This window comes from Parabacteroides sp. KHUB-02 (genome assembly GCF_056640955.1).
The window spans coordinates 972,380-997,063 of the sequence record NZ_JBWQEV010000001.1; the positions used below are offsets into that span (position 1 = coordinate 972,380).

Below are 24,684 nucleotides of genomic sequence, written 5' to 3' on the forward strand. Positions count from 1 at the left end.
TTAATTGTTTAATGTTAAAATTAGAATATATAATGAAGTGTAATAATATTATTAGATCTTTAGTGGAAGGAATATTGCCGGATAGGCTTTGGTTGTCATTACGTTATTATATGACGTTTGATAAGTTTCTGAACTGGCATAATCCGAAAAGCCTGACAGAAAAGATGCAATGGCTAAAAATTTATGATAGAAGGCCAGAATATACCATTATGGTAGATAAGGTGAAAGCTAAAAAATGGGTTTCTGAGCGTATAGGTGATAAATACATAATTCCAATTTTAGGTGTGTGGGAAAAGGCTGAAGATGTTGATTTTGACCTTTTACCTGACCGTTTTGTGATAAAATGTAATCACAATAGCGGTACAGGTATGTATATTTGTAAGGATAAGTCTAAAATGGATAAAGATTTCGTTATTCAAGAGTTAAAGAAAGGTTTGAGAGAAAATTATTATAAGAAATGGAGAGAGTGGCCCTATAAGAATGTTCCTCGTAGAATCTTTGCGGAGAAATATATGGAAGATAGTATCTCTAATTCAGCTGATGGATTATCTGAGAATGTTTTGACTGATTATAAATTTTTTTGTTTTAATGGTGAGCCATTTATGATGTATAAGTCTAAAGATTATTCTGAACATACTTATACTGATTTTTTTGACATGAACTACCAGCGTTTACCTATACGTATGAAAGATCCTAACAGTAATGAACCTGCTGTAAAGCCAATTGAGTTTGAAGAGATGAAATTTTTAGCGCGTAAACTTAGTCAAGGAGTACCTTTTTTACGGGTTGATTTTTATATAATCGATCATCAGGTCTATTTTGGAGAGTTGACGTTTTTTCATAATGCAGGTTTTGGCCCTATCAATCCTCCAGAATGGAATTTAAAGTTGGGAGAGATGTTGAATTTAGAGAATTTGAAAGGTAAACACTCAAAAAACACTTATAGTAAAGTGTTCTAGATTTGTTACTAGTTTAATATGATTACTACATTTCTTAATTTCAATTCAAAAAATGGATTAGATTCTAATATAGCTCAATTATGGTACAGTTATAAAGTGTTTGTTTAAATGTATCAACAATGTGTAGATATTTATTTTGTTTAAAAAAAGATGAGTTTGTTTCAAAGTTTTGTATTTTATCATGTAATCTTTGCTTCAATATTGTGGCTTCTATGGCTGGGCTCCCGAAATAGAACACTTGCTAATTTAGGGGTATTGATTTTGATCTTGGTATCAATCTTCCGTTTTGATATAGGAAATGACTATGAGAACTATATGTTGATAATTGAAGATTCAAAAAGGTTGTTCCAATCATGTGATAGTATGTGGAATACCTTATTTGTAAATAGTACATATTTTGGTATAGAGCCTATCTTCGAACTACTTATTTGGATCTTTCATGTTTTGGATAATACCTATTTGTATGTCATAGGTCTATATTCATTGCTTTTTATATTAATTATATATAAAGTGTTGGAAGAAAATGGTGAACTGTTTTGGGGAATGTTTATTGTTTTTGCTTTACCTATTTTATTTACATCTTATGATCAAATTAGACAGGCGGTATCAATAGCTATATTCATCTATGCAATAAAATATATAGAAAAGGGTGATTTTAAGCACTATTGTTATTGTATGCTACTTGCTTCTTTGTTTCATTTCAGTGCATTGTTGATAACACCAATATATATAATACGTAAAATAAAACCTAGAATTAAGTTTTATTGTCTTGTTGTGCTTATTATGTATATAGGTCTTTTGTTTGATTTTTGGTCTCAGTTTAGGCTTCTTCTGTTTAATAGTATTGGGTTATATTCGCATTATGCTGAATCAGATAGACAATTAGGAGCTATGGAATACAGCTCTGGTCTTGGAATCCTTTTTTTGATGCTTTTTTATTCGTTTTTAATGGTGAAAATGGCTCATCGTAAACCTGTTTATTCAAATCTGTTATTTTGTGGATTGGTTTTATTGTTGTTTTCTACTGGAAATTTGAATATAGATCGTATGTCTAATTATTTCTGCTGGGTGTCAGTGCTTGCATTTCCTGCTTTTATTAAATATGAAAGAAGAAGGTTAATCATCCTATGTTCTGTCTTATTGTTAATGGTATATTTTGAAAGAAATTTAGTAGGAGGTGTGAGGGGATGCATTCCTTATGATTCTGTATTTAGCGAAAATTTTGAGAATAAAAGGTTACGTATTAGGTGGTATAATTTTGATTGATATAACGTATAAGGTGTGAATAAGAACGTAATATATACTTGTTTAACAGGAAACTATGATGGTTTAAAACAACCAAAGTATATCTATGATGGATATGATTATATTTGTTTTTCAAATGAGTTTTCTGAATCTCATATTGGAATATGGGAAATCCGTAAGATACCTTTTGAGACAAATGATAAATTGAGACTGTCTAGGTTTGTGAAGATAAATCCTCATTTAGCTTTACCAGAATATGAATATAGTCTGTGGATGGACTCAAATTTACAGATTGTAGGTGATGAACTAAAAGATAAATTGGACGAACTAATCCAAAAAGATACATTTATGGCTTTTGTGCCTCATCCTATATATAATTGTATTTATGCGGATGCTTTTAAATGTATATGGGATGGTCGTGATTCTTACTCAATGATAAAAAAGCAGGTAAAATATTTGAAAAGTCAAGGTTATCCTTTTGGCAATGGACTGTATGAGAATAATTTGATTTTTAGGAAGCACAATCATTGCTCATCGGTTACTGTTTCGGAAGCTTGGTGGAAAATGTATATGACATACTCGAAAAGGGATCAATTGAGCCTTTGCTATGTACTTTGGGCTAATCATATCAATAGTGTCGAATTATTGCTTCCTCATGGAGTAAGTACTCATAACTATGAGGCTATAAAAAGGGTGAAACATAATCCTAATTCGTTATGGAAACGAATTCAAGGAGCAGTAAAAAGAACTTACTATAGGTTTTTGCTTTGTTTGTTTGGATTGTAGCTTAATTCTTGGCAAAAAAGTGCTACGTTTCCATGGAACTGAAAGTCTATATTGTATTCTAAATTTATAATTGTGCGTTTTCTTGGAATATAGAGTTCGAAAAAATCGTACCATATTCCTATTCTTTCAATGAACAAAATAGTAGTTCTTCTCTCTACCTATAATGGGGAGCGTTTTTTTGTGCCCAGCTGGATAGCTTGTTGGCCCAAGAGGGTATGAAACTGAAAGTGTTAGGAGAGATGATAGGGCTTCAATGGTACATCGGATTTATTGATCGCTTATAAAGAACGGTATCCGATGATCTTTGAAGTATTTGAGGGGGAAAACGTTAGTTTTGCCATGAGTGATTACTACAGAAGGCAATTGAGCGATACAATGATGCTGATTATTTTGTCTTTTGCGATCAAGATGATGTTTGGATGCCGGATAAATTGAAGGTGGTAGCGGTAGTTGATCAGCTAAAAGATGAGGATCATTTTATTCCGTTGATTTGCTACTCTAATACCATATTGGTAGATGTGAATTTAGGTGTTATTAGGGAGGCATGGGATTAAGGGAGGGTCGCACTGACTAAGGAGTGGGCATTGATACAAAGTTTCGCTACTGAATGTACGATGTTGTTCAATAGGATGGCGGCTGAAACATACGTGACTACTTGTCTGAAGTGATTAAGGTGCATGACTTCTTGATGTACCAAATTGTGCATGTTTTTATGCAAGGTGATTTAGGATGATAAATCTCATATCTTATATTGTTAATATGTTGATAATCAAATGGAAAATGGCGTTTTATGAGAAGGATGCGTAAATGTATGGAAGGAAATTATAAAGAACATGTATTGGGACTTCAAAATCGACGTTTCTTGTTGGCTTATGAGAATTTGCTTTCCGTGGAGGATGTGTGGCTTATCTCTAGTTTTGTCTTCTATCAAAAGAGTTGGTTAACCAGGTTACTCTTGTTGTTTGATGGAAAGATTAAATATAACAGCTTAGAGTCCAATTATTATCTTGAAAAAATTGTCAAGGGGGAGATAGGCTTTCCTCGATTTTCTTATCAGGCGCTTATGCCGTTTACTGTGTGTGAAGGTTTATGAGGGAATCTGTGGCAATAGTAGTTGTCTTGTATAAAGCAGAGTTGAGTTTATTCCATAAGGATCTATTAAAGAATGGAAATATCATTCTAATAGTCGTGGATAACACACCCGGTAGAGATTTGGATTTAAGGGCGGATAGGCTGGTGTATATCCCTTTGGGGGATAATCTGGGTATTGCGACGGCACAAAATGAAGGGATCGGGCAAGCTCGTGAATCGGGATGTGACTATGTGATTTTCTTCGATCAAGATAGTGTGATCCCTGAGGGGTATGCTAACAGGATGGTTGAGGAATATAAGCGTATTAATGGATTAGTGCCTAATCTGTTTTTGTTGGGCCCGACAGTAACAAATGGCCGTACTAAAGAAGTGTATAAATCGACAATCCATCGGGATGTATGGGCGGCAGAGGATTTTATATTGAGGCGAGAGATTATCAGTTCGGGCAGTTGTGTCGCCCTGCGGAAAATAGAGGAGGTGGGACTAAATGATGATTACTTATTTATTGATTATGTGGATTTTGAATTGTGTTGGAGGGCTAATAACAAAGGTTTTGTGAATGGTTTAACCACAAATATTAAACTTATTCATTATGTAGGGCAACAAGAGTACCGGATATTTAACCAGCTTGTCATCATTTCAGCCCCGATACGATATTATTATCAAGTACGAAATTATTTATGGTTAATTAGACGTTGTTACGTCCCAATGCAATGGAAGATTAATCGTGCGATTAAGTTAATTGTATTTCCAATTTCTTTTCCTTTCAAGGTTAGGTGTTGGCGAGAGATTTATGTGCAAATGTTTAGAGGTGTAAAAGATGGATTATTAGATAAAAGATATGGTAAAAGTAGGAGTGGTAATGGTGTTATATAACCCTGATTTTGAGGTGACAAAGAAAGCTCTGTCATCATTGGCTAGTCAGGTAGACCAAATATGCGTAGTGGATAATTCTCCTTCTGACCACTCGGAGGTGCTGGGCGGTTATGAGTCGGTAGAGTATAAACCATTGCTGAAGAATGTAGGTATTGCTGCTGCACAGAATATAGGCATTCGTCATTTTATAGATTTAGGTTATGATTTCGTACTTTTTTCGGATCAAGATTCGATTGCATCAGAGAAAGTGGTGAGCAAGTTACTTGAAAATTATCAAGCGCTTCAAAAGAAGGGAATAAAGGTTGGAGCGGTAGGAACCCGGGCGATTAATCGGCAGAGTGGAATGCCGTATGGGGATAAGTCAAAAATGATAGCGAGGTTTTCTAAAGAAACCTTTGTTAATTCATCCGATATCACCGAATATTATTCGGTGATATCCTCGATATCATTGATCTCGAGGATATCATTGCTTGATGTAGGAGGGTTTGATGAGTCTTTGTTTATTGATGGCGTAGACCATGAATGGTGTTGGCGGGCATGGCATAAATCGCAATGGCGATCTTTTGTCGTTGAAGACGCTAAGATTAACCATCAATTAGGGGAAGGTGATAAAAAAGTGGCTTCAAGATCGATAGCCATTGCTTCTCCGTTTAGGATGTATTATCAGTTTAGAAATTATTTGTGGCTTTGCCGAAGAGACTATGTCCCCGGATATTGGAAAAAGAAGAATGGCGTAAAATATTTAGTGAAATTATTTTATTTCCCGATTTGTATCGCACCAAGGGCAATGTATTTAAAACATATTATACATGGGGTTATAAGAGGATTGAACCCGGTTAAATCTAATTGGCCTATATTCTTAATATTAAGCAGTTTGACTAAGAATTTAATGGGGGGGGGTAAATGTCTGATAATAAGAAATATACAGGCGGTTAGTCCTGTTGTTTCATCTTATCCATTGGTTGCATGATGGGTAAGATCTCTGTTTGTATAGCTACCTATAATGGGGCAAAGTATATTAAGGAGCAGCTGGAATCTATATTGTGCCAGCTATCGGAAGATGATGAGGTGATTGTGTCGGATGATAGTTCTACTGATGAAACTTTACAACGAATAGCAGAACTTGATGATAGCAGAATTCAGATTTATATATTTGATAGAGATAAAAGTGGTCTGTCGCTGATTAATCTAGTAACAACAAATTTTGAGAATGCTTTAAAGAAGGCTACTGGAGAGATTATCTTTTTAGCGGATCAAGATGATGTATGGTGTGAGAATAAGGTTAAGATAATGTCATTGATACTAAAAGAATATGATTATGTGGTAAGTGATTGCTATTTGACAGATTCAAATCTTATTGTTAAAAGTAATACCCGTTTTGATGGAAGCGTTACATTGAGCCGTTGGAAGGCACTTTATAAACCCACTCCTTGGCAGGGTTGTTGTGCGGCTTTTAGGCGGAGCGTTTTGGAAAAGTCTTTGCCTTTTCCTAAAGGAATACAATCTCATGACCGTTGGATAGGTTATGTCGCTTCCTTCTTTTTTACTTATAAAATTCTTGAAGATCCTCTTATATTTTATAGGAGACATGATACGAACGCTTCTACATCAACAGGTAAATCTAGAAATGGTATAGTCTATAAAATAAGAACCCGGTTGAAATATATTTATGAACTTATAAAATTGAAATTTCGGTAATATGGCGAACTTTTCTACAAAGGAACGATTAATAGCATCGTTTCTTTCTGCTACACCAGGATTGAAAAGATTGGTTAAGCAGATATATATAACTATTAATGCAGTTATTTATCATAAAGACTACAATGCAAAGATTCTGGATTCAAGAGTGAATGAAATAGTTTCTTTTTATTCTGACTCGGAAAGTTTTGGCGGTTATTATGATAAGACTTCCATTAATAATAAAGGGATGGTGTTAGTGAATATTCCGACACAATCAACCGCTGTTAAGCCCAATCCTAGATTTCCCGTAGGAATAAGGGTTGTTGATTTGAGGACGAGGCAAGAGGTGAATTTAATAGATAGTGAAACTTATACATGGCAGCAAGGAGTACGATCTCAATGGATTGATGATGATGTCGTTGTTTTCAATGTCTTGAAGGATAATAAGTATAAGGCATTGGCATATTCATTAGATGAACGGATTGTAGTAAAAGAGTTTGAGTTTCCTGTGCAGGATGCTTATCTCAAAGATTATTTCTTGTCAATAAATTATAGTAGAATAATGGCGTTACGTCCGGATTATGGATATCGTAGTCTTGCTATTCCTTCTAGGACGGAATTAGAGTGTTTGGATAATGATGGTATTTGGTATGTCTCATATAATGATGGCGAGAGTAAATTACTTTATACTTTGCAAGAGATCATATCCGTCGAACCTAAAGATACTTTTGATGTAAGTCTTCATAAAGTGAATCATTTAATGATAAAACCTGATGGAAAAGGATTTATTTTCATACATCGATGGTATAGAGGAAAACGTAGGTTTGACCGTTTGATGTATTCGGATTTCAAGAGAATGAAAGTTCTGGCTGATGACGAAATAGTCAGTCACATGTGTTGGGTAGATGATAATACTGTGTTTGGTTATCTTCGTTATGAGGGTAAGGATGGTTTCTATTTTATAGATATAAATACTGGAAAGTTTACTTTGTGTGACAAGATGACGGAATTGGCTACAGGTGATGGGCACCCGACAGTATATGGAGAGTGGATCGCATTTGATACTTATCCGGATAAAAGCAGGATGCAGCATCTTTATCTTTATCATATAAAAACGTGTGAGTTGTTTCCTTTATTAGAACTATATCATGGACTGAAATATACAGGGGAGTGTCGTTGTGATTTGCATCCTCGTTTTTCTAAAGATGGACGATATGTTTTTTTTGATACGGTTTATTTGGGTAAGCGGACTCTTTGTTATATAGATATATCACGGATTGTAGTATGAGTATTTCAGTATTAATGTCTGTTTATAAATCAGAGAAAGCAGACTACTTGGCTCGAGCCTTGCGGAGTGTTTGGACGGATCAAACCTTGAAACCGGATGAGATTGTTTTGGTTGAAGATGGACCATTGGGTGATGAATTGATACGTGTCATTATTGATTGGAAGTCTTTGTTGAGGGAACGCTTGGTTTTATTGAGGAATGATTGTAATTTGGGATTAACTAAATCTTTGAACAAGGGGCTGAGTGTGGTAAAATCAGATTTTATCGCTCGTATGGATAGCGATGATATATCGCATCCATTGCGATTTGAGAGGCAGGTGAGGTATCTGAAAGAACATCCGGAGGTATCGGTGCTTGGAGGTGCTTTGCAAGAGTTTGATGCGGAGCATGAGGATTTGGGTATACGTCATTATCCTCTGACAAATAAAGATGTAAAAAGTTCTATTTGTAAAGCATCACCATTGGCTCATCCGACTGTGATGATGCGTCGTTTTATATTTGACAATGGATTAAGGTATGATGAGCGTTATCGAACGAGCCAAGATCTCGCTTTGTGGTATGATGTACTCTGTAAGGGATATCAGATCGGAAATATCAAGGATGTAACGATTTATTTTCGCCGAGAAGGAGATGTCTTTAAGCGAAGAAATAAAAGAAAAAATACTTTCAATGAGTTTAAGATTTATGTCAATGGGATCTCTCGTTTGTATGGACGTTTCTCTTGGCGTTATATTTATCCGATAGCTCGTTTGATGTTTAGGTTGCTTCCTGTCTCGGTAGTGAGAAAGATCTATGGAAGTAATATTCGTAAAAGGATCTTAGAATAATTTCTTACACAAATCTTTTTTCAACATACATATTTATGAAGGTTTTATTGACCGGCTCCGCCGGTTTTATCGCCTCGTTTGTCGCACGGCGTTTACTGGAGCGGGGAGACGAGGTTGTGGGCTTGGATAATATCAATGGATATTATGATACGGCCTTGAAGTATGGTCGCTTGAAGGAGGCGGGCATACGGGAAGAGGAGGTGGATTGGTATAAATTGACTCCGAGCCATACGTATGAGAGATACCGTTTTATCCGGATGAATCTGGAGGATCGGCAGGCGATGCGGATGCTTTTCGCCAATGAGGGGTTTGATGCGGTAGTGAATCTGGCTGCCCAAGCGGGCGTACGTTATTCGATCACGAATCCATATGCGTACGTGGAATCGAACTTGAATGGTTTTATCAATGTGCTGGAGGGATGTAGGTATCATCAGGTGAGTCATTTGGTGTATGCCAGCTCTAGCAGCGTGTATGGTCTGAATGCGGATGTGCCTTTCTCGGAGAAAACGAGTATCGCTCATCCCGTGAGTTTGTATGCCGCATCCAAGAAGTCTAACGAGTTGATGGCGCATGCGTATAGCCAATTGTATGGGGTTCCTGCCACGGGTTTACGCTTCTTTACGGTGTATGGACCCTGGGGGAGGCCGGATATGTCTCCTTTCTTGTTTACTGACGCTATTCTGCACGATCGTCCGATTCAGGTGTTCAATAACGGGGATATGTTACGTGACTTTACGTATATTGATGATATCGTGGAGGGAGTGATACGGGTCTTAGATCGCCCGGCTACACCGAATCCGGATTGGGACCCGGAGCATCCGGATCCTAGCTCCTCCTCCGCACCCTATCGTATTTATAATATAGGCAATTCACAGCCTGTCAGGTTGATGGATTTTATACAAGCTATAGAGAGCGCTTGCGGGAAAGAGGCGATGAAGGATTTTCTTCCGATGCAACCGGGGGACGTGTATCAGACGAACGCCGATACTACATTGCTTCAACAGGCAGTGGGTTTTAAGCCTTCAATGGATATTCAAGAGGGTGTTAATCGAACCGTGGCGTGGTTCAAATCATATTATAATCTATAAAAATAAATTCTACGGTATGAAAATAGCGATTGTCGGGACAGGATATGTCGGTTTGGTAACGGGTACCTGTTTTTCGGAGATGGGTGTGGACGTTACGTGTGTGGATGTGATGGCCGAGAAGATCGAGAACTTGAAGAAGGGTGTCATCCCGATTTACGAGCCGGGCTTGGAGGATATGGTCCATAAGAATTATAATGCCGGACGTTTGAAGTTCACGACGGATCTCTCCTCCGTTCTGGATGACGTGGAGGTGGTGTTCAGTGCGGTAGGTACGCCTCCGGACGAGGATGGTAGTGCGGATCTGCGTTATGTGCTGGAGGTTGCCCGTACGGTAGGGCAGCATATCAATAAATATACGTTAGTGGTGACTAAAAGTACGGTGCCGGTGGGTACGGCCCGGAAGGTCAAGGCCGCTATTCAAGAGGAATTGGATAAACGGGGTGTGTCTGTTGAGTTTGATGTGGCTAGTAATCCGGAGTTCTTGAAAGAGGGAAATGCGGTGGATGATTTCATGAAGCCAGATCGTGTGGTGGTCGGCGTGGAATCGGAGCGAGCACGAAAACTGATGGAGAAGTTGTATAAGCCCTTCATGATGAATAACTATCGCTTGATTTTTACGGATGTTCCTTCCGCTGAGATGATCAAATACGCTGCCAATTCCATGTTGGCTACCCGTATTAGTTTTATGAATGACATCGCTAATCTTTGTGAACTGGTGGGTGCTGACGTGAACATGGTGCGTAAGGGAATAGGTTCAGACAGCCGTATCGGGAGTAAGTTCTTGTATCCAGGCTGTGGCTATGGTGGTTCTTGCTTCCCGAAAGACGTAAAGGCGTTGATCAAGACGGCGGAAAAGAATGGCTATACGATGAATGTCTTGAGAGCGGTCGAGGAGGTGAATGAGAGGCAAAAGAACGTGTTGTTTCATAAACTTCAAAAACATATTTCAGACTTATCCGGCAAGACGGTGGCCTTGTGGGGCTTGGCTTTTAAGCCGGAGACGGATGATATGCGTGAGGCTACCTCTTTGATCTTGGTTGATTTGCTGACGAAAGCGGGTGCTACGGTCAGGGTGTATGATCCGATCGCTATGGCGGAGTGCAGACGTAGGCTGGGTGACAAGGTCGTCTATGCGAGTGATATGTATGACGCTACGGTGGATGCGGATGCCTTGTTGCTAGTTACGGAATGGAAAGAGTTCCGTATCCCTAGCTGGGCTGTACTTAAAAGACTTATGCGTAATTCCTTATTGATCGATGGTCGTAATATTTATGACGCTCATGAACTTCATGAAGCTGGTTTTATTTATGAGTGTATAGGGAAACAATAGCAGATATTTTTATGGAGTAAAGCAACAACACGTATATTGTCATTATGGATGGTAATGTCGTTTACGGAATGAGCAGATGATAAAGGAGTGGGGAAGATAGGGATTTTCCTGCTTTCTGATAAAAAATAATCACCTTGGACATTCATTTCCTTTTTGAAGGGGGGAGACGAATGGCTGGGTGATTATTTTTTTAGGTGATGACTATAATACTACCACATCATACCCATGAGCCAGAATGGAATGGCGTTGCCTACAGGGTAGTCGGTGTTGTCTCTCAAGACGTAGTCCGCTTCTTTAGGATTTTTGTTTTTTCCTCCAACTTCTAGGGTTTGTGATACATGGTCTTTTGTAATCACATAATCACCTTTCTTCTCGTCTTTCATGGCGTTTATCTCGTAACCTGCCCTAGAAAAGCAGTGGATAGTGTAGGCTTCACGTTCCGTTCCTTGGTCTGCATTCAAAACCTTATAAGCACATGGATCTGCGAACAACATTTTTGCGCCAGTGCTACGGGCTTTCGTGTCATTGGGGTACCTTACTATTTTCAATAGATCTACACTTTCCATCACAAAGAGTAGTTGATAGAGTTTTTCCGCTCCTATTCCCCAGTCGGAGCATAAGGAGGTGACTTGTACACGAGGTATTGAGGAGTTTGCCAGTGTGCCGATAATGGCTCGCATCACACGTAGGTTGTTTTCGGAAATGCTAGGCAGGAAGAACGGTATATCGTTATTGAGAATTTTGTCGATGATAGCCATGTAACGTGCTTCGAAATCTTTCTCTTGGTAGAAAGGACGTGTACCGTAACTACGATAATTGAGGAAATGGTTCAACAGCTCCGCATCTGGTTGTGTAGGTAGTATTGTGTCTCCCAGTTTATACTTGGGGTATATTTGGCCAGTTTCAAGATATAGAAATTCTCTGAACGACATTAAAGGCATCTGTATCGCTACATAACGTCTGGACAAGTCGGCTTTGCCATCACGAAGTACTAACGATGAGGAATCTGAAATCCAGATGATTTTTCCTGGATAGTCATCATACAAGGCCTTCAGATGTATGCTCCAGTTTGATGCGTAGTGAATCTCGTCGATAATAACACCTTCATAACCAAGCATGAATACGCTACTAACTAAGTCATAGAGCGGTTCGCCAATAATCTTCGGATTATCAGCAGAAAAGTATAATAAGCGCCTGCCTTGTGAATGATGGAGTAGAAATGTAGATTTGCCACATCCTCTGGCACCGGTTAGCATCAGGTTTTTAGGGAGCTCATCAAACTCCGTGGTAAATGGTCGCAATCTCTGCGGAAGAGCCGCTAATCGGCGTTGCATGGCCGTTACCAGTGTTTGGAGTATATTTGTATTCATTCTATGGAAATTATATTTACGCACAAAATTACCGAATTATTTCTATGATAGAAAGAATTTATGCAAGAATATTTCTGTGCCAGAAAGAATATTGGTGTTTTTCTTTCTGTTACGGAAATATTACGGTTCTCGGATGGATATCTTTGAAAGGCCTCTTTCAAGAGGGAAATGAGTGGCTTATGGATTGAAAATAAAACCCTCCCTTTTGCTTATAAAATGTAAGCTTTGTTAACCAAACGTCCGATAAAAACATTTTTTCCGTGAAAGTGTCAATTATTTTATGTTTGTTTAAACAATATGTTAGGTATTGTCTGTATCTTTGCGGCAAAATCAAAAAGTTGATTCGACAATGGAAGTATTGAAGCACGAGTGTGGTGTTGCCATGGTCCGGTTACTGAAACCCTTGGAGTATTATCACGAGAAGTACGGTAGTTGGATGTATGGACTGAACAAGCTCTATTTGCTGATGGAAAAGCAGCATAACAGGGGGCAGGAAGGAGCGGGCTTAGCCTGCGTGAAGTTAGAGGCAAATGCCGGAGAGGAATATATGTTCCGTGAACGGGCCGTCGGGACCGGAGCTATTACCGAGATATTTGCCGCAGTTCACGAACACTACAAGGATTTAACCCCCGAGCAACTCAACGATCCGCTATTCGCCAAAGCCAACCTACCTTTCGCCGGAGAGCTTTATATGGGCCACCTCCGTTACAGTACCACCGGAAAATCCGGAATCTCTTATATCCATCCTTTTTTACGACGCAATAACTGGCGTGCAAAGAACCTTGCCGTTTGCGGAAATTTCAACCTGACAAATGTTCATGAAGTATTCGAGGAGATCACGGCGATCGGTCAGCATCCCCGGAAATATTCCGATACGTATATCATGCTGGAGCAGCTGGGACACCGGCTGGACAGGGAAGTGGAGCGCCTGTACCAAAAGTGTGAGGCGGAAGGATTGAGAGGGATGGATATCACGCATGCCATCGAGGATCAAATTGATTTGTCGAACGTGCTGAAACGCTGTACCCCGGGCTGGGATGGTGGTTTCGTGATTTGCGGTATCACCGGTAGTGGCGAGTCGTTCAGCGTGCGGGACCCGTGGGGAATCCGTCCGGCCTTCTATTATGCGGATGATGAGATTATCGTGTTGGCTTCCGAGCGTCCGGTTATACAAACCGTGATGAACGTGCAGGTAGAGGATATCCGGGAGTTGAATCGGGGAGAGGCGATACTCGTCAACAAGAAAGGCGAGTGGCATATCTCCCAGATCGTGGAGCCGAAAGAGAATAAGGCTTGTTCCTTCGAGCGTATCTACTTCTCACGGGGTAGCGACGTGGATATTTACAGGGAAAGGAAGCGTTTGGGAGATAATCTCGTGCATCCGATCTTGAAAGCGGTGGATTACGACTTGAATCATACCGTCTTCTCTTTTATCCCGAATACGGCCGAGGTCGCTTATTTCGGGATGCAGGAGGGGTTGAACAACTATTTGAATAAGCTGAAAAAAGAATGGATCGCCGATCGTAGTCACCTGCTCAGGGAAGAGGAACTGGAGCAAATCCTTTCCATGCGAGTCCGCTCGGAGAAAGTAGCTATAAAAGATATAAAATTACGTACATTTATCGCTGAGGGCAATAGCCGCAATGATCTGGCGGCGCACGTATATGATATTACTTACGGAAGTATTGAACCTTTTATCGATAATCTGGTTGTGATAGATGATAGCATCGTGCGGGGTACTACCTTACGCCAGAGTATTATCGGTATCTTGGATCGCCTGCATCCGAAGAAAATCGTGATCGTAAGTTCTTCTCCGCAGGTACGTTACCCGGATTATTACGGTATCGATATGTCCCGGATGAACGAGTTTATCGCTTTTAAGGCTGCGGTGGCCCTGTTACGTGACCGGGGGATGGAATACGTGATCTTGGACGCTTATCAGAAGGCGAAGCGACAACAAACAGCGGCGGATGGTCCGTTGGTGAATTACGTAAAGGAGATATACGCCCCGTTTACGGACGAGGAGATATCCGTTAAGATGGTGGAGTTGCTTACACCGGCCGGGACACAGGCGAAAGTAGAGATCGTCTACCAGACTTTGGAGGGCTTGCATGCCTCTTGTCCGGAGCATCCGGGTGACTGGTATTTCTCCGGCGATTACCCGACACCGGGCGGGACTCGGTTAGTGAACGAGGCTTTTATTCACTATATGGAAGAAGAATATTTAGTGAAATGACACAACATACAGATTCTATGCAGACAAACAGAACAGCAACTTTGATGTTAGACGACGGTACCGTCTTCCGTGGCTACTCTTTCGGCTATGAGAGACCGGTGGCTGGCGAGGTCGTGTTCAATACCGCTATGACCGGATATCCGGAGAGCTTGACGGACCCTTCGTACGCAGGCCAGTTGATGGTGTTGACTTATCCGCTCGTTGGTAACTACGGTGTCCCGCCTCGTACGTTCGAGCCGAACGGGATCGCTACGTTTATGGAGAGCGAGAAGATCCATGCCGAGGCGATTATCGTTAGCGATTACAGCCATGAGTATAGCCACTGGAACGCCGAGTGCAGTTTGGGCGACTGGTTGAAGGAGGAGAAGATCCCGGGCATATACGGTATCGATACGCGTGCGTTGACTAAGAAATTGCGTGAGCATGGCGTGATGATGGGACGCATCGTTATCGGCGATGCCGATAACGAAATTGGAAATGGGGAATTGAAGATCGAGGATTATGAGCATGTGAACTATGTGGATCGGGTATCGTGCAAGGAGATTATTTGTTACCTGCCCGATGGTACGAGCCAGACCTGTTCTTTATCGGAAGCCTCCGATTCCCGATTCTCGATTCTCGATTCTCAATTCCTAAAGCGCGTCGTGCTTTTGGACTGCGGCGTGAAACATAACATCATCCGTTGCCTGTTGAGGCGTAACGTGGCGGTGATCCGTGTGCCTTGGGACTACGACTTCAATCAGCTGGAATACGATGGCTTGTTTATCAGTAACGGTCCGGGCGATCCGGATACTTGCGATGCCGCCGTGCGGAATATCCGTAAGGCGCTTTCCGGGGATAAGCCGATTTGCGGTATTTGCATGGGTAACCAGTTGTTGGCGAAAGCCGGCGGTGCTTCTATCTATAAATTGAAGTACGGTCATCGTAGCCATAACCAGCCGGTACGTATGGTAGGCACGGAGAAATGCTTCATCACCTCGCAGAACCATGGTTACGCCGTGGATAACGATACGCTGGGTGAGGAGTGGGAACCGCTGTTCATCAATATGAATGACGGGACTAACGAGGGTATCAAGCATAAGACGAAGCCTTTCTTCTCCTCTCAGTTCCATCCCGAGGCTTGCAGCGGGCCGCTGGATACGGAGTTCATGTTCGACAAGTTTGCCGACCTGCTTTAGATTCATCCCGTCACGAGGCTTGACAGGGGGCTATCAAGGCATCTGACAAGAGGCTGTCAAGATTCATAATCCAAATAAACAAGAGAAAGCAATGAAAGAAGATATAAAGAAAGTCCTGATACTGGGTTCCGGAGCCTTGAAGATTGGTGAGGCGGGCGAGTTCGATTATTCAGGCAGCCAAGCCCTGAAGGCGATTAAGGAAGAGGGGATTCAAACGGTATTGATCAATCCGAATATCGCTACGGTACAGACCTCGGAAGGAGTCGCGGACACGGTTTATTTCCTGCCCGTTACTCCTTTTTTTGTGGAAAAGGTGATCGAGAAGGAACGTCCGGAAGGTATCTTGCTCGCTTTCGGCGGGCAGACGGCGTTGAATTGTGGCGTGGCCCTTTACCAAAGCGGCGTGCTGGAGAAGTATGGCGTGAAGGTATTGGGTACCCCGGTGCAGGCTATCATGGATACCGAGGATCGGGAGTTGTTCGTACGCAAGCTGGATGAGATCGACGTGAAGACGATCAAGAGCGAGGCCGTGGAGAACGCCGCTGACGCTCGCCGTGCGGCCGCCGAGCTGGGGTATCCGGTCATCGTCCGTGCCGCTTATGCGCTGGGGGGCTTGGGTTCCGGTTTCTGCGACAATGAGGAAGAATTGGACGTGTTGGTAGAGAAGGCTTTCTCTTTCTCTCCGCAAGTATTGGTGGAGAAAAGCTTGAAGGGCTGGAAAGAGGTAGAGTACGAGGTGGTGCGCGACCGCTTCGATAACTGTATCACGGTATGTAACATGGAGAATTTCGACCCGCTGGGAATCCATACGGGAGAGTCTATCGTGATCGCCCCCTCGCAGACCTTGAGCAATACGGATTATCATAAATTACGTGAGTTGGCGATCCGTATCATCCGCCATATCGGTATCGTGGGCGAGTGTAACGTGCAATACGCTTACGATCCGGAGAGTGAGGATTACCGGGTGATCGAGGTGAACGCCCGCTTGAGCCGTTCTTCGGCCTTGGCTTCTAAGGCGACCGGTTATCCGTTGGCTTTCGTGGCCGCTAAATTAGGCTTGGGTTACGGTTTGTTCGACTTGAAAAACTCCGTGACGAAAACGACTAGCGCTTTCTTTGAGCCGGCTCTTGATTACGTGGTATGTAAGATCCCTCGCTGGGACTTGGGTAAGTTCCACGGCGTGGCTCGTGAGTTGGGTTCCAGCATGAAGTCGGTTGGCGAGGTGATGGCGATCGGACGTACTTTCGAAGAGGCTATCCAGAAGGGCTTGCGTATGATCGGGCAGGGTATGCACGGTTTCGTGGAGAATAAGGAGTTGGTGATCGAGGATATCGATAAGGCTTTGCATGAGCCTACCGACCGCCGTATCTTCGTTATCTCGAAGGCATTCCGTGCTGGCTATACGGTAGACCAGATTCATGAGCTTACCAAGATAGACCGATGGTTCCTACAGAAACTATATGGAATCATGCAGACCTCCAAGGAGCTTCACGCTTTCGATATGAAGGGGATCCAACGTTGGCGCATCAATCCGGAGTTGATCCGCCGGGCGAAGATACAAGGTTTCTCTGATTTCCAGATCGCACGGGCGATCGGTCTCGACGGGGATGTGGAGAAGGGTATGATGTTGGTTCGTCAGTTCCGTAAGGAGCATGGCATTCTTCCGGTGGTGAAACAGATCGATACCTTGGCCGCCGAGTATCCGGCGCAGACGAATTACCTGTACCTGACGTATAGCGGTACGGAAAACGACGTGACGTACTTGGGCGATCATCGCTCGATTGTCGTGCTGGGTTCCGGCGCTTATCGCATCGGTAGCTCGGTGGAGTTCGACTGGTGTGGCGTGCAGGCCTTGAATACGATCCGTAAGGAGGGCTATCGTTCCGTGATGATCAACTACAATCCCGAGACGGTGTCTACCGACTATGATATGTGCGATCGTCTTTATTTCGACGAGCTTACCTTCGAGCGTGTGATGGATATCCTTGAGCTGGAGAACCCCCACGGCGTGATCGTCTCCACCGGCGGCCAGATCCCGAATAACTTGGCGATGCGTTTGGACGAGCAGCATGTGAATATCTTGGGGACATCCGCCAAGAGCATCGATAATGCCGAGGACCGTGAGAAGTTCTCCGCCATGTTGGATCGTATCGGCGTGGATCAACCCCGCTGGAAAGAGCTTTCTTCCATGGAGGATATCAATGGCTTCGTGGCGGAGGTAGGCTTCCCCGTGTTGGTTCGCCCGAGTTACGTGCTGAGTGGTGCCGCCATGAATGTCTGCTCGAATCAAGAGGAGTTGGAGCGTTTCTTGAAATTGGCCGCCAACGTCAGCCAAAAGCATCCGGTGGTGGTAAGTCAGTTCATCGAGCATGCGAAAGAGGTGGAGATGGATGCCGTGGCCGATCATGGCGAGATCGTGATGTATGCCATTAGCGAGCATATCGAGTTTGCCGGGGTTCATTCCGGCGACGCTACGATTCAGTTCCCGGCCCAGAAATTATATGTGGAGACGGTTCGTCGTATCAAGCGTATCAGTAAGCAGATCGCTAAGGAGCTGAATATCTCCGGCCCGTTCAATATCCAATATCTGGCGAAGGGCAATGAGATCAAGGTGATCGAGTGCAACCTTCGTGCCAGCCGTTCCTTCCCGTTCGTGAGCAAGGTGCTGAAGATAAACTTCATCGAGTTGGCTACCCGTGTCATGCTGGGCTTGCCGGTAGAGAAACCGAATAAGAATGAGTTCGATTTGGATTACGTGGGTATCAAGGCCTCTCAATTCTCGTTCAACCGCTTGCAGAAAGCCGATCCGGTATTAGGGGTCGATATGGCTTCCACGGGCGAGGTGGGTTGTCTGGGCGATGATGTATCCGAGGCGGTGTTGACGAGTATGCTCGCTGTCGGGCAACGGGTTCCGGAGAAGAATATCCTCCTGTCCACCGGTACGCCGAAGCAGAAGGTAGCCATGCTGGATGCCGCTAAGATGCTGGCGGCGAAAGGTTACAACCTATTCGCTACGGGAGGTACGCACCGTTTCTTGGAGGAGAATGGCATTCCGAGTACGAAGGTGTACTGGCCGAGCGAGCAGGGAGAACCGCAGGCGCTTAAGATGCTTCATGAGAAGCAGATCGATATGGTCGTGAATATTCCTCGTGACCTTTCCGCCGGCGAGCTTGACAACGGCTATAAGATCCGCCGTGCCGCCATCGACCTGAATATCCCGTTGATTACGAATGCCCGTCTGGCGAGCGCTTTCATTCAAGCCTTCTGTACCTTGAGCGTAGATGATATCTGCATCAAGAGTTGGCAGGAATATAAATAAATGGGGGCTTGATGTAAATCAAGTGGTATTTATTTCGTAAGTTTGCGGAAACAAACAAAAACAACCATGAATATGGATACAGCGATATTTATAGCTCGCAGGATCGCGGCGCAATCGATTCTACTCAGTGAGGAAGCCGCCCAGAAACTGGCCTCTATCTTAATCCGGACAGAATTGAAAAAAGGCGCCCTGTTTTTGAGCGAAGGAGAGGTTTGTACGCAACTCGGTTATGTCTATAAGGGAATGGTTCGCCAGTTTTACTTCAAGAATAAGAAAGAGCTGACCGAGCATTTCGCCAGCGAGGACAACATCTTCATTTGCATCGAGAGCTTCTTGCGCCAGCGTCCCGCTAATCTGTTGGTGGAGGCCTTGGAGAATACGGTGCTGTATGGCATTCCTCATGATCCTTTATTGGCATTGTGCGCCGAGGATTACGAGATCGAGGTCATGTATCGCCGCCTGTTGGAGAATTCGCTGATCCTGTCTCAACGGAAGGCGGATTTCCTTCGTTTCGAGACCGCTAATGAACGTTATGCCCGCTTATTGAAAGAACACCCTGAGATCGTGCAGCGTGCCCCCTTGTCCCATATCGCCTCTTATTTGCTGATGACTCCCGAGACATTAAGCAGGGTAAGGGCCAATATGCAGCTATGAGGGGCTTGTAGGTGTTAATTATATACGGTGTCGTATATGATATATAAGATAAAATTAGTATGAAGGTAGGATTATTTATCCCATGTTACATTAACGCGGTGTACCCCGAAGTGGGTATCGCCTCGTATAAATTGTTGAGGCATGTGGGTGTGGATGTCGATTATCCGATGGACCAGACCTGTTGCGGACAACCCATGGCGAACGCCGGCTTCGAGGATGAGGCGGCTCGCTTGGCCCTCCGGATGGAGGAACAGTTTAAGAACTATGACTACGTGGTAGGCCCCTCGGCCAGTTGCGTAGCCTTCGTAAAAGAGAACCATCCCCATATCTTGGAGAAGCGGGATCACGTTTGTATGAACAGCAAGAAGATTTATGATATCTGCGAGTTCTTGCACGACGTGGTGAGACCGGAATCCCTGCCGGCCGTTTTCCCGCATAAGGTGAGTATCCATAATAGTTGCCACGGGGTGCGTGAGTTGCATCTCTCGTCGCCCAGCGAGCGTAATATCCCGTACTATTCCAAGTTACGTGATCTTCTTTCCTTGGTGAAAGGTATCGAGGTGTTCGAGCCGAGGCGGGTGGACGAATGTTGCGGTTTCGGCGGTATGTTCGCCATCGAGGAGCCTGAGGTCTCTACTTGCATGGGACAAGACAAGGTAAAGGATCATATGAGTACCGGCGCCGAGTATATCACCGGTGCGGATAGCTCTTGCCTGATGCATATGGAAGGGGTTATCAAGCGGGAGAAACTTCCGATCAAGACTATTCACATCGTTCAAATATTAGCGTCCGGATTATGAGTACGAAACATGCTATAGCAGCGGCCCGTTTCCTAGAGAATAAGGAGAATGAGGCTTGGCACGACCATACGCTTTGGATGGTACGTACCAAACGGGATAAGATGAGCCATTCGCTTCCCGAGTGGGAGCGGTTGAGGGAGTTGGCCTCGGAGATCAAGCTTTACTCCAACAGCCATCTGGACACGCTTCTGGAGGAGTTCGAGAAAAACGCGATCGCCAACGGGGCTATCGTGCATTGGGCGAAAGATGCCGAGGAGCATAACGAGATCGTCTTGCGGATCTTGCGCCAGCATGATGCCCGGAACCTGATCAAGAGCAAATCGATGCTGACGGAGGAATGCCATATGAACGAGTTCTTGATGTCGAAAGGAATCGATGTGGTGGAGAGCGATTTGGGTGAGCGTATCTTGCAATTGATGCATTTGGCCCCGAGCCATATCGTGATGCCGGCGATCCATATCAAACGGGAGCAGATCAGCGAGATGATGGAGCGTGAGATGGGAACGGAGAAAGGGAATATCGACCCTACCTACCTGACGCATGCCGCCCGTAAGAATCTGCGTGAGAAATTCCTGCATGCCGACGTGGCGATGACGGGCGCTAACTTCGCCGTCGCCTCTACGGGCGAGATCGTGGTTTGTACCAATGAGGGAAACGCCGATATGGGAACCTCCTTCCCGAAGGTGCATATCGCTACGATGGGGATGGAGAAGATCGTACCGAATCTGGAGGCATTGGGCGTATTCACTCGTTTGCTGGCTCGTTCGGGTACGGGGCAACCCATCACGTCTTATACTTCCCATTATCGCCGTCCGTCCGAGGGACAAGAGTTCCATATCATTATCGTGGATAACGGGCGTAGTGATATCTTGGCGAAACCGGATCATATTCGTACGTTGAATTGTATCCGTTGTGGCGAGTGCATGAATACCTGTCCGGTATATCGCAGGAGTGGTGGCTATTCGTATACATATTTCATTCCGGGACCGATCGGGATCAACTTGGGTATGCTGAGGAATCCGGAGGAATATTCGGATAACGTATCGGCTTGCTCCTTATGTCTTTCTTGCTCGAACGTTTGTCCGGTAAAGATCGATTTGGGCGAGCAGATTTACCGTTGGCGACAAGATTTGGATAAGATCGGTAAGGCGAGCAAGGAGAAGAAAGTGATGTCTTTCGGGATGAAGTTCCTGATGGAACGTCCGGGATTGTTCAATACGGCGTTGAAGTTTGCTCCGGTAGTGAATCATTTGCCTCGTTTCATGGTCTACAATGGCTTGAACGCTTGGGGCAAGGGACGTGAGCTTCCGGCTTTCGCCAAGGAGTCGTTTAATGATATGTGGAAGAATAATAAGGTGAGATAATGAGTAGTAAAGATTCTATATTGGCGAGTATCCGTCGTCATACGGGTGCACGCCACGAGATGCCTGAGCTTACGTTGGAGGCGATTACCTATGCGGATAAGTTGGCTACGTTCTCGGAGGTGTTAGCCGGGGCGGGTGGCAAGGCCATCGAGTTAAAGCCCGGCGAGGATGTGAATGAGGTGATCCGCCGTGAGTTTCCGGAGGCGAAACGTATCGCCTCGAATTTGAAGGAGATTACTTGCGCTACCTTTAACCCGGATGAGCTGACCGATCCCCGGGAGTTGAACGGGACGGACGTATCTGTGGTGGAGGGTAGTTTCGGCGTGGCGGAGAATGCCGCTGTCTGGTTACCCCGTCAGGTACGTTATAAAGGTCTGTACTTTATCTCGAACGCTTTGGTGATCTTGTTGGACAAGACTCAATTGGTTCATACGATGAATGAGGCTTACCGCCGTACTGCCACTATGGATTATGATTACGGAGTCTTCATGTCCGGTCCCTCAAAGACTGCTGATATTGAACAAGCCTTGGTATTCGGGGCGCATGGCCCGATCCAAGTAGTAGTCCTGTTAAGATAAAACCTATACCCATTTGTAGAGACGGGGCACGCCCCGTCTCTACAAGTTGTACGTTATTTACAGCTCTCCAATATTTCCCGTGCCACGCTACCCGTTACATTCTTCGCCTCCCCGAAGGCGGCGTTTCGTTCATTGAAGCGATTCTCGATCTCGGTGATTGTCGTATTGCCGATCTTCTCTTGGCTGAGGCGGGTAGATAAACCGAGGCTTTGGAAAAATTGCTCGGTCTTCTCGATGGCTTGGCTTACCCGTTCCTCTGTCGTTCCACTATTGATACCCCATACCCGTTCGCCGTATTGCAGGATCTTGCCCTCTTTCTGCTTGCGTAGGGTGCGTAAGGTTCCGGGGAAGACGATCGCTAAGGTCGCTCCATGCGTCAATCCGTGAAGGGCGGTTAGCTCGTGTCCGATCATATGGGTAGCCCAGTCCTGCGTTACGCCCATAGCGATAAAGCCGTTCAAGCCCATCGTGGCGGATAGCATGAAATCTGCCATCAGGTCGTAATTCCTCGGATCTTCCTTGATCTTCGGGGCGATCTCAACCAAGGTACTTAAAATACTTTCCGCCCAATGATCCATCAAGCGGGATTGGTCGGTCGTAGTCATATATTGCTCCATCACGTGGACGAAGGTATCGGCGATACCGCAAGACACTTGATACGGGGGGAGGCTGAAGGTCGTCTCCGGGTCCAAGATCGAGAACACGGGGAAATTGCTGTAGAACGGGAATTTCTCTTGCGTCTCTTTCCGGGAGATCACGGCCCCGCTATTCATCTCGGAACCTGTGGCGGGCAGGGTCAGTACGGTACCCATGGGCACGGTATGATAGTAATACCCTTTCTGTACCAATTCCCAAGGATCACCGTCGTACTGGATGCCGGCGGAGATTAGCTTCGTCCCGTCTATGACGGAGCCACCGCCTACCGCCAATAGGAAATCCACCTGCTTGCCTTTCGCTATCTGGATAGCTTCTCGCAAGGTCTCGATGGTGGGATTAGGCTCGATGCCCCAGAACTCGATATAGTCACGATCCTTTAGCGCCTTGATCACTTGGTCGTACACACCGTTTTGCTTTACGCTACCTCCTCCGAAGGTGATCATGATGCGATGCACCATCGGGATGGCCGTACTCAGTTTCTCAATCATGCCCTTACCGAATAATAAACGGGTTGGGTTGTGAAAAGTGAAGTTATTCATAGGACTATTTACTGTTTTTATATGTAAACATGAATAGGGTTCCTATTGTTTTAGGGCTTCCAGTAACTTATCGACCGCCTCGGCGGGAGTAGCTTCGCTCTTTAGTAACTGGACGAACTTGCTACCGATGATGGCACCGGAAGAATGAGCTGTCGCCGCCTCGAAAGTGGCTTTATTGCTGATGCCGAAACCTACCAAGCGGGGATTCTGTAGGTTCATGGCGTTGATACGACGGAAATAGGCCTGCTTCTGTTCGTTGAAGTCTTGTTGGGCTCCGGTCGTGGCGGCGCTGGATACCATATAGATAAATCCGCTGGTATGGGCATCGATCAGCCGGATTCGTTCCTCGGAGGTCTCTGGGGTGATCAGCATGATCATTTTCAGGTCATGGCGATCGGCTATCTCCTTGTAATCGGAGATATAATCGGCATAAGGCAGGTCGGGGATGATCATTCCGTCTACGCTGGCCTCTACGCAACTGGCGCAGAATTTCTCGAAACCGTATTGCATGATAGGATTCAGGTAGCCCATCAGGATGATCGGGATCTGTATTTCGCTCCGGATCTCTTTCAATTGCTCGAATAGGAGGTGGAGTGACATCCCGTTACGCAACGCTTGCGTGGCGGCCTCTTGGATGACGGGGCCGTCTGCCATCGGGTCGGAGAAAGGGATTCCTACTTCTACCATGTGGATACCTTTAGCCTGTAAGGCTTTTAAGATGCTTGCCGTATCGTTTAAGTTCGGATAACCGGCGGTGAAATAGACGGAGAGTATTCCGTCTTTCTGGGTCTGGAATAAGTTTGTGATGCGATTCATTA

General features: G+C 44.4%; 22 protein-coding genes. 19 read left to right on the forward strand and 3 right to left on the reverse strand.

Features of this window, described 5'->3' with window-relative positions:
- Nucleotides 1-11: 11 nt before the first annotated feature.
- The 12 genes from ACYIA1_RS04235 (at nt 12) to ACYIA1_RS04290 (ending at nt 11,171) form a co-directional block, all read left to right on the forward strand.
- Nucleotides 12-959, forward strand: coding sequence for an ATP-grasp fold amidoligase family protein (locus ACYIA1_RS04235; protein ID WP_121962790.1), 948 nt, complete (start codon nt 12-14; stop codon nt 957-959).
- A gap of 150 nt (nt 960-1,109) precedes the next feature.
- On the forward strand, nt 1,110-2,225 hold the full coding sequence (locus ACYIA1_RS04240) for an EpsG family protein (RefSeq protein ID WP_121962782.1): 1,116 nt from the start codon (nt 1,110-1,112) through the stop codon (nt 2,223-2,225).
- Nucleotides 2,226-2,240: 15 nt separating this feature from the next.
- Nucleotides 2,241-2,990 (forward strand): glycosyltransferase domain-containing protein, encoded by a 750-nt coding sequence (locus ACYIA1_RS04245; RefSeq protein ID WP_121962781.1) that lies wholly within the window; start codon nt 2,241-2,243, stop codon nt 2,988-2,990.
- A 419-nt stretch (nt 2,991-3,409) separates the two neighbouring features.
- Nucleotides 3,410-3,544, forward strand: coding sequence for a hypothetical protein (locus ACYIA1_RS04250; protein WP_255417928.1), 135 nt, complete (start codon nt 3,410-3,412; stop codon nt 3,542-3,544).
- A gap of 257 nt (nt 3,545-3,801) precedes the next feature.
- Nucleotides 3,802-4,083, forward strand: a complete 282-nt coding sequence (locus tag ACYIA1_RS04255; protein WP_147331063.1) for a hypothetical protein — start codon at nt 3,802-3,804, stop codon at nt 4,081-4,083.
- Between the two features lie 8 nt (nt 4,084-4,091).
- Complete coding sequence (locus tag ACYIA1_RS04260) at nt 4,092-4,958, forward strand: glycosyltransferase (protein ID WP_480334493.1); 867 nt, start codon at nt 4,092-4,094, stop codon at nt 4,956-4,958.
- The gene (locus tag ACYIA1_RS04265) at nt 4,924-5,928 is read left to right on the forward strand and encodes a glycosyltransferase family 2 protein (RefSeq protein WP_227713896.1); all 1,005 of its coding nucleotides are present in this window, start codon (nt 4,924-4,926) and stop codon (nt 5,926-5,928) included. The genes ACYIA1_RS04260 and ACYIA1_RS04265 overlap by 35 nt, the downstream gene beginning before the upstream one ends.
- Complete coding sequence (locus ACYIA1_RS04270) at nt 5,925-6,656, forward strand: glycosyltransferase (protein WP_197730308.1); 732 nt, start codon at nt 5,925-5,927, stop codon at nt 6,654-6,656. The genes ACYIA1_RS04265 and ACYIA1_RS04270 overlap by 4 nt, the downstream gene beginning before the upstream one ends.
- Nucleotide 6,657: 1 nt before the next feature.
- Nucleotides 6,658-7,926: a glycosyl transferase gene (locus ACYIA1_RS04275; protein WP_121962778.1), complete on the forward strand. Its 1,269-nt coding sequence runs from the start codon at nt 6,658-6,660 to the stop codon at nt 7,924-7,926.
- Nucleotides 7,923-8,753 (forward strand): glycosyltransferase, encoded by an 831-nt coding sequence (locus ACYIA1_RS04280; RefSeq protein WP_122369245.1) that lies wholly within the window; start codon nt 7,923-7,925, stop codon nt 8,751-8,753. The genes ACYIA1_RS04275 and ACYIA1_RS04280 overlap by 4 nt, the downstream gene beginning before the upstream one ends.
- 35 nt (nt 8,754-8,788) lie before the next feature.
- The gene (locus ACYIA1_RS04285; protein ID WP_122369244.1) at nt 8,789-9,841 is read left to right on the forward strand and encodes an NAD-dependent epimerase; all 1,053 of its coding nucleotides are present in this window, start codon (nt 8,789-8,791) and stop codon (nt 9,839-9,841) included.
- A 16-nt stretch (nt 9,842-9,857) separates the two neighbouring features.
- A complete protein-coding gene (locus ACYIA1_RS04290) occupies nt 9,858-11,171 on the forward strand; it encodes a UDP-glucose dehydrogenase family protein (RefSeq protein WP_122369243.1) in 1,314 nt (437 codons plus the stop codon).
- A gap of 209 nt (nt 11,172-11,380) precedes the next feature.
- Here the strand turns inward: ACYIA1_RS04290 and ACYIA1_RS04295 are convergent, their stop codons facing one another.
- Nucleotides 11,381-12,541, reverse strand: coding sequence for an ATP-binding protein (locus ACYIA1_RS04295; protein ID WP_130882089.1), 1,161 nt, complete (start codon nt 12,539-12,541; stop codon nt 11,381-11,383).
- 349 nt (nt 12,542-12,890) lie between these two features.
- Between ACYIA1_RS04295 and ACYIA1_RS04300 the strand changes: the two genes are divergently transcribed.
- The 7 genes from ACYIA1_RS04300 (at nt 12,891) to ACYIA1_RS04330 (ending at nt 22,670) form a co-directional block, all read left to right on the forward strand.
- Nucleotides 12,891-14,777 (forward strand): amidophosphoribosyltransferase, encoded by a 1,887-nt coding sequence (locus ACYIA1_RS04300; protein ID WP_005857863.1) that lies wholly within the window; start codon nt 12,891-12,893, stop codon nt 14,775-14,777.
- Entirely contained in the window at nt 14,774-15,955 is a 1,182-nt protein-coding gene (carA, locus tag ACYIA1_RS04305) for a glutamine-hydrolyzing carbamoyl-phosphate synthase small subunit (protein ID WP_130882091.1), read from the forward strand. The genes ACYIA1_RS04300 and carA overlap by 4 nt, the downstream gene beginning before the upstream one ends.
- Nucleotides 15,956-16,046: 91 nt before the next feature.
- Nucleotides 16,047-19,274, forward strand: a complete 3,228-nt coding sequence (gene carB / locus ACYIA1_RS04310) for a carbamoyl-phosphate synthase (glutamine-hydrolyzing) large subunit (protein WP_122297688.1) — start codon at nt 16,047-16,049, stop codon at nt 19,272-19,274.
- A 72-nt stretch (nt 19,275-19,346) separates the two neighbouring features.
- Nucleotides 19,347-19,928: a Crp/Fnr family transcriptional regulator gene (locus ACYIA1_RS04315; RefSeq protein WP_005857857.1), complete on the forward strand. Its 582-nt coding sequence runs from the start codon at nt 19,347-19,349 to the stop codon at nt 19,926-19,928.
- A 59-nt stretch (nt 19,929-19,987) separates the two neighbouring features.
- Nucleotides 19,988-20,728 (forward strand): (Fe-S)-binding protein, encoded by a 741-nt coding sequence (locus tag ACYIA1_RS04320; protein ID WP_057318880.1) that lies wholly within the window; start codon nt 19,988-19,990, stop codon nt 20,726-20,728.
- Nucleotides 20,725-22,092 carry a lactate utilization protein B gene (locus tag ACYIA1_RS04325; protein WP_009017214.1) on the forward strand — a complete coding sequence of 456 codons (1,368 nt, stop codon included), beginning with the start codon at nt 20,725-20,727 and terminating at the stop codon, nt 22,090-22,092. The genes ACYIA1_RS04320 and ACYIA1_RS04325 overlap by 4 nt, the downstream gene beginning before the upstream one ends.
- Nucleotides 22,092-22,670 carry a LutC/YkgG family protein gene (locus ACYIA1_RS04330; RefSeq protein WP_022192174.1) on the forward strand — a complete coding sequence of 193 codons (579 nt, stop codon included), beginning with the start codon at nt 22,092-22,094 and terminating at the stop codon, nt 22,668-22,670. The genes ACYIA1_RS04325 and ACYIA1_RS04330 overlap by 1 nt, the downstream gene beginning before the upstream one ends.
- 53 nt (nt 22,671-22,723) lie before the next feature.
- Here the strand turns inward: ACYIA1_RS04330 and ACYIA1_RS04335 are convergent, their stop codons facing one another.
- Together ACYIA1_RS04335 and trpA are read right to left on the reverse strand one after the other, a co-directional pair.
- Entirely contained in the window at nt 22,724-23,866 is a 1,143-nt protein-coding gene (locus ACYIA1_RS04335) for an iron-containing alcohol dehydrogenase (RefSeq protein ID WP_480334500.1), read from the reverse strand.
- Between the two features lie 42 nt (nt 23,867-23,908).
- Nucleotides 23,909-24,682 carry a tryptophan synthase subunit alpha gene (trpA, locus tag ACYIA1_RS04340; protein ID WP_036628951.1) on the reverse strand — a complete coding sequence of 258 codons (774 nt, stop codon included), beginning with the start codon at nt 24,680-24,682 and terminating at the stop codon, nt 23,909-23,911.
- Nucleotides 24,683-24,684: the final 2 nt, after the last annotated feature.

Excerpts from the sequence above, each read along its gene's own strand:
- ACYIA1_RS04235 (WP_121962790.1), top strand. The coding sequence starts at position 12 with ATGTTAAAATTAGAATATATAATGAAGTGTAATAATATTATTAGATCT.
- ACYIA1_RS04240 (WP_121962782.1), top strand. The coding sequence starts at position 1,110 with ATGAGTTTGTTTCAAAGTTTTGTATTTTATCATGTAATCTTTGCTTCA.
- ACYIA1_RS04250 (WP_255417928.1), top strand. The coding sequence starts at position 3,410 with ATGCCGGATAAATTGAAGGTGGTAGCGGTAGTTGATCAGCTAAAAGAT.
- ACYIA1_RS04255 (WP_147331063.1), top strand. The coding sequence starts at position 3,802 with ATGGAAGGAAATTATAAAGAACATGTATTGGGACTTCAAAATCGACGT.
- ACYIA1_RS04265 (WP_227713896.1), top strand. The coding sequence starts at position 4,924 with ATGGTAAAAGTAGGAGTGGTAATGGTGTTATATAACCCTGATTTTGAG.
- ACYIA1_RS04270 (WP_197730308.1), top strand. The coding sequence starts at position 5,925 with ATGATGGGTAAGATCTCTGTTTGTATAGCTACCTATAATGGGGCAAAG.
- ACYIA1_RS04275 (WP_121962778.1), top strand. The coding sequence starts at position 6,658 with ATGGCGAACTTTTCTACAAAGGAACGATTAATAGCATCGTTTCTTTCT.
- ACYIA1_RS04280 (WP_122369245.1), top strand. The coding sequence starts at position 7,923 with ATGAGTATTTCAGTATTAATGTCTGTTTATAAATCAGAGAAAGCAGAC.
- ACYIA1_RS04285 (WP_122369244.1), top strand. The coding sequence starts at position 8,789 with ATGAAGGTTTTATTGACCGGCTCCGCCGGTTTTATCGCCTCGTTTGTC.
- ACYIA1_RS04290 (WP_122369243.1), top strand. The coding sequence starts at position 9,858 with ATGAAAATAGCGATTGTCGGGACAGGATATGTCGGTTTGGTAACGGGT.
- ACYIA1_RS04295 (WP_130882089.1), bottom strand. The coding sequence starts at position 12,541 with ATGAATACAAATATACTCCAAACACTGGTAACGGCCATGCAACGCCGA.
- ACYIA1_RS04300 (WP_005857863.1), top strand. The coding sequence starts at position 12,891 with ATGGAAGTATTGAAGCACGAGTGTGGTGTTGCCATGGTCCGGTTACTG.
- carA (WP_130882091.1), top strand. The coding sequence starts at position 14,774 with ATGACACAACATACAGATTCTATGCAGACAAACAGAACAGCAACTTTG.
- carB (WP_122297688.1), top strand. The coding sequence starts at position 16,047 with ATGAAAGAAGATATAAAGAAAGTCCTGATACTGGGTTCCGGAGCCTTG.
- ACYIA1_RS04315 (WP_005857857.1), top strand. The coding sequence starts at position 19,347 with ATGGATACAGCGATATTTATAGCTCGCAGGATCGCGGCGCAATCGATT.
- ACYIA1_RS04320 (WP_057318880.1), top strand. The coding sequence starts at position 19,988 with ATGAAGGTAGGATTATTTATCCCATGTTACATTAACGCGGTGTACCCC.
- ACYIA1_RS04325 (WP_009017214.1), top strand. The coding sequence starts at position 20,725 with ATGAGTACGAAACATGCTATAGCAGCGGCCCGTTTCCTAGAGAATAAG.
- ACYIA1_RS04330 (WP_022192174.1), top strand. The coding sequence starts at position 22,092 with ATGAGTAGTAAAGATTCTATATTGGCGAGTATCCGTCGTCATACGGGT.
- ACYIA1_RS04335 (WP_480334500.1), bottom strand. The coding sequence starts at position 23,866 with ATGAATAACTTCACTTTTCACAACCCAACCCGTTTATTATTCGGTAAG.
- trpA (WP_036628951.1), bottom strand. The coding sequence starts at position 24,682 with ATGAATCGCATCACAAACTTATTCCAGACCCAGAAAGACGGAATACTC.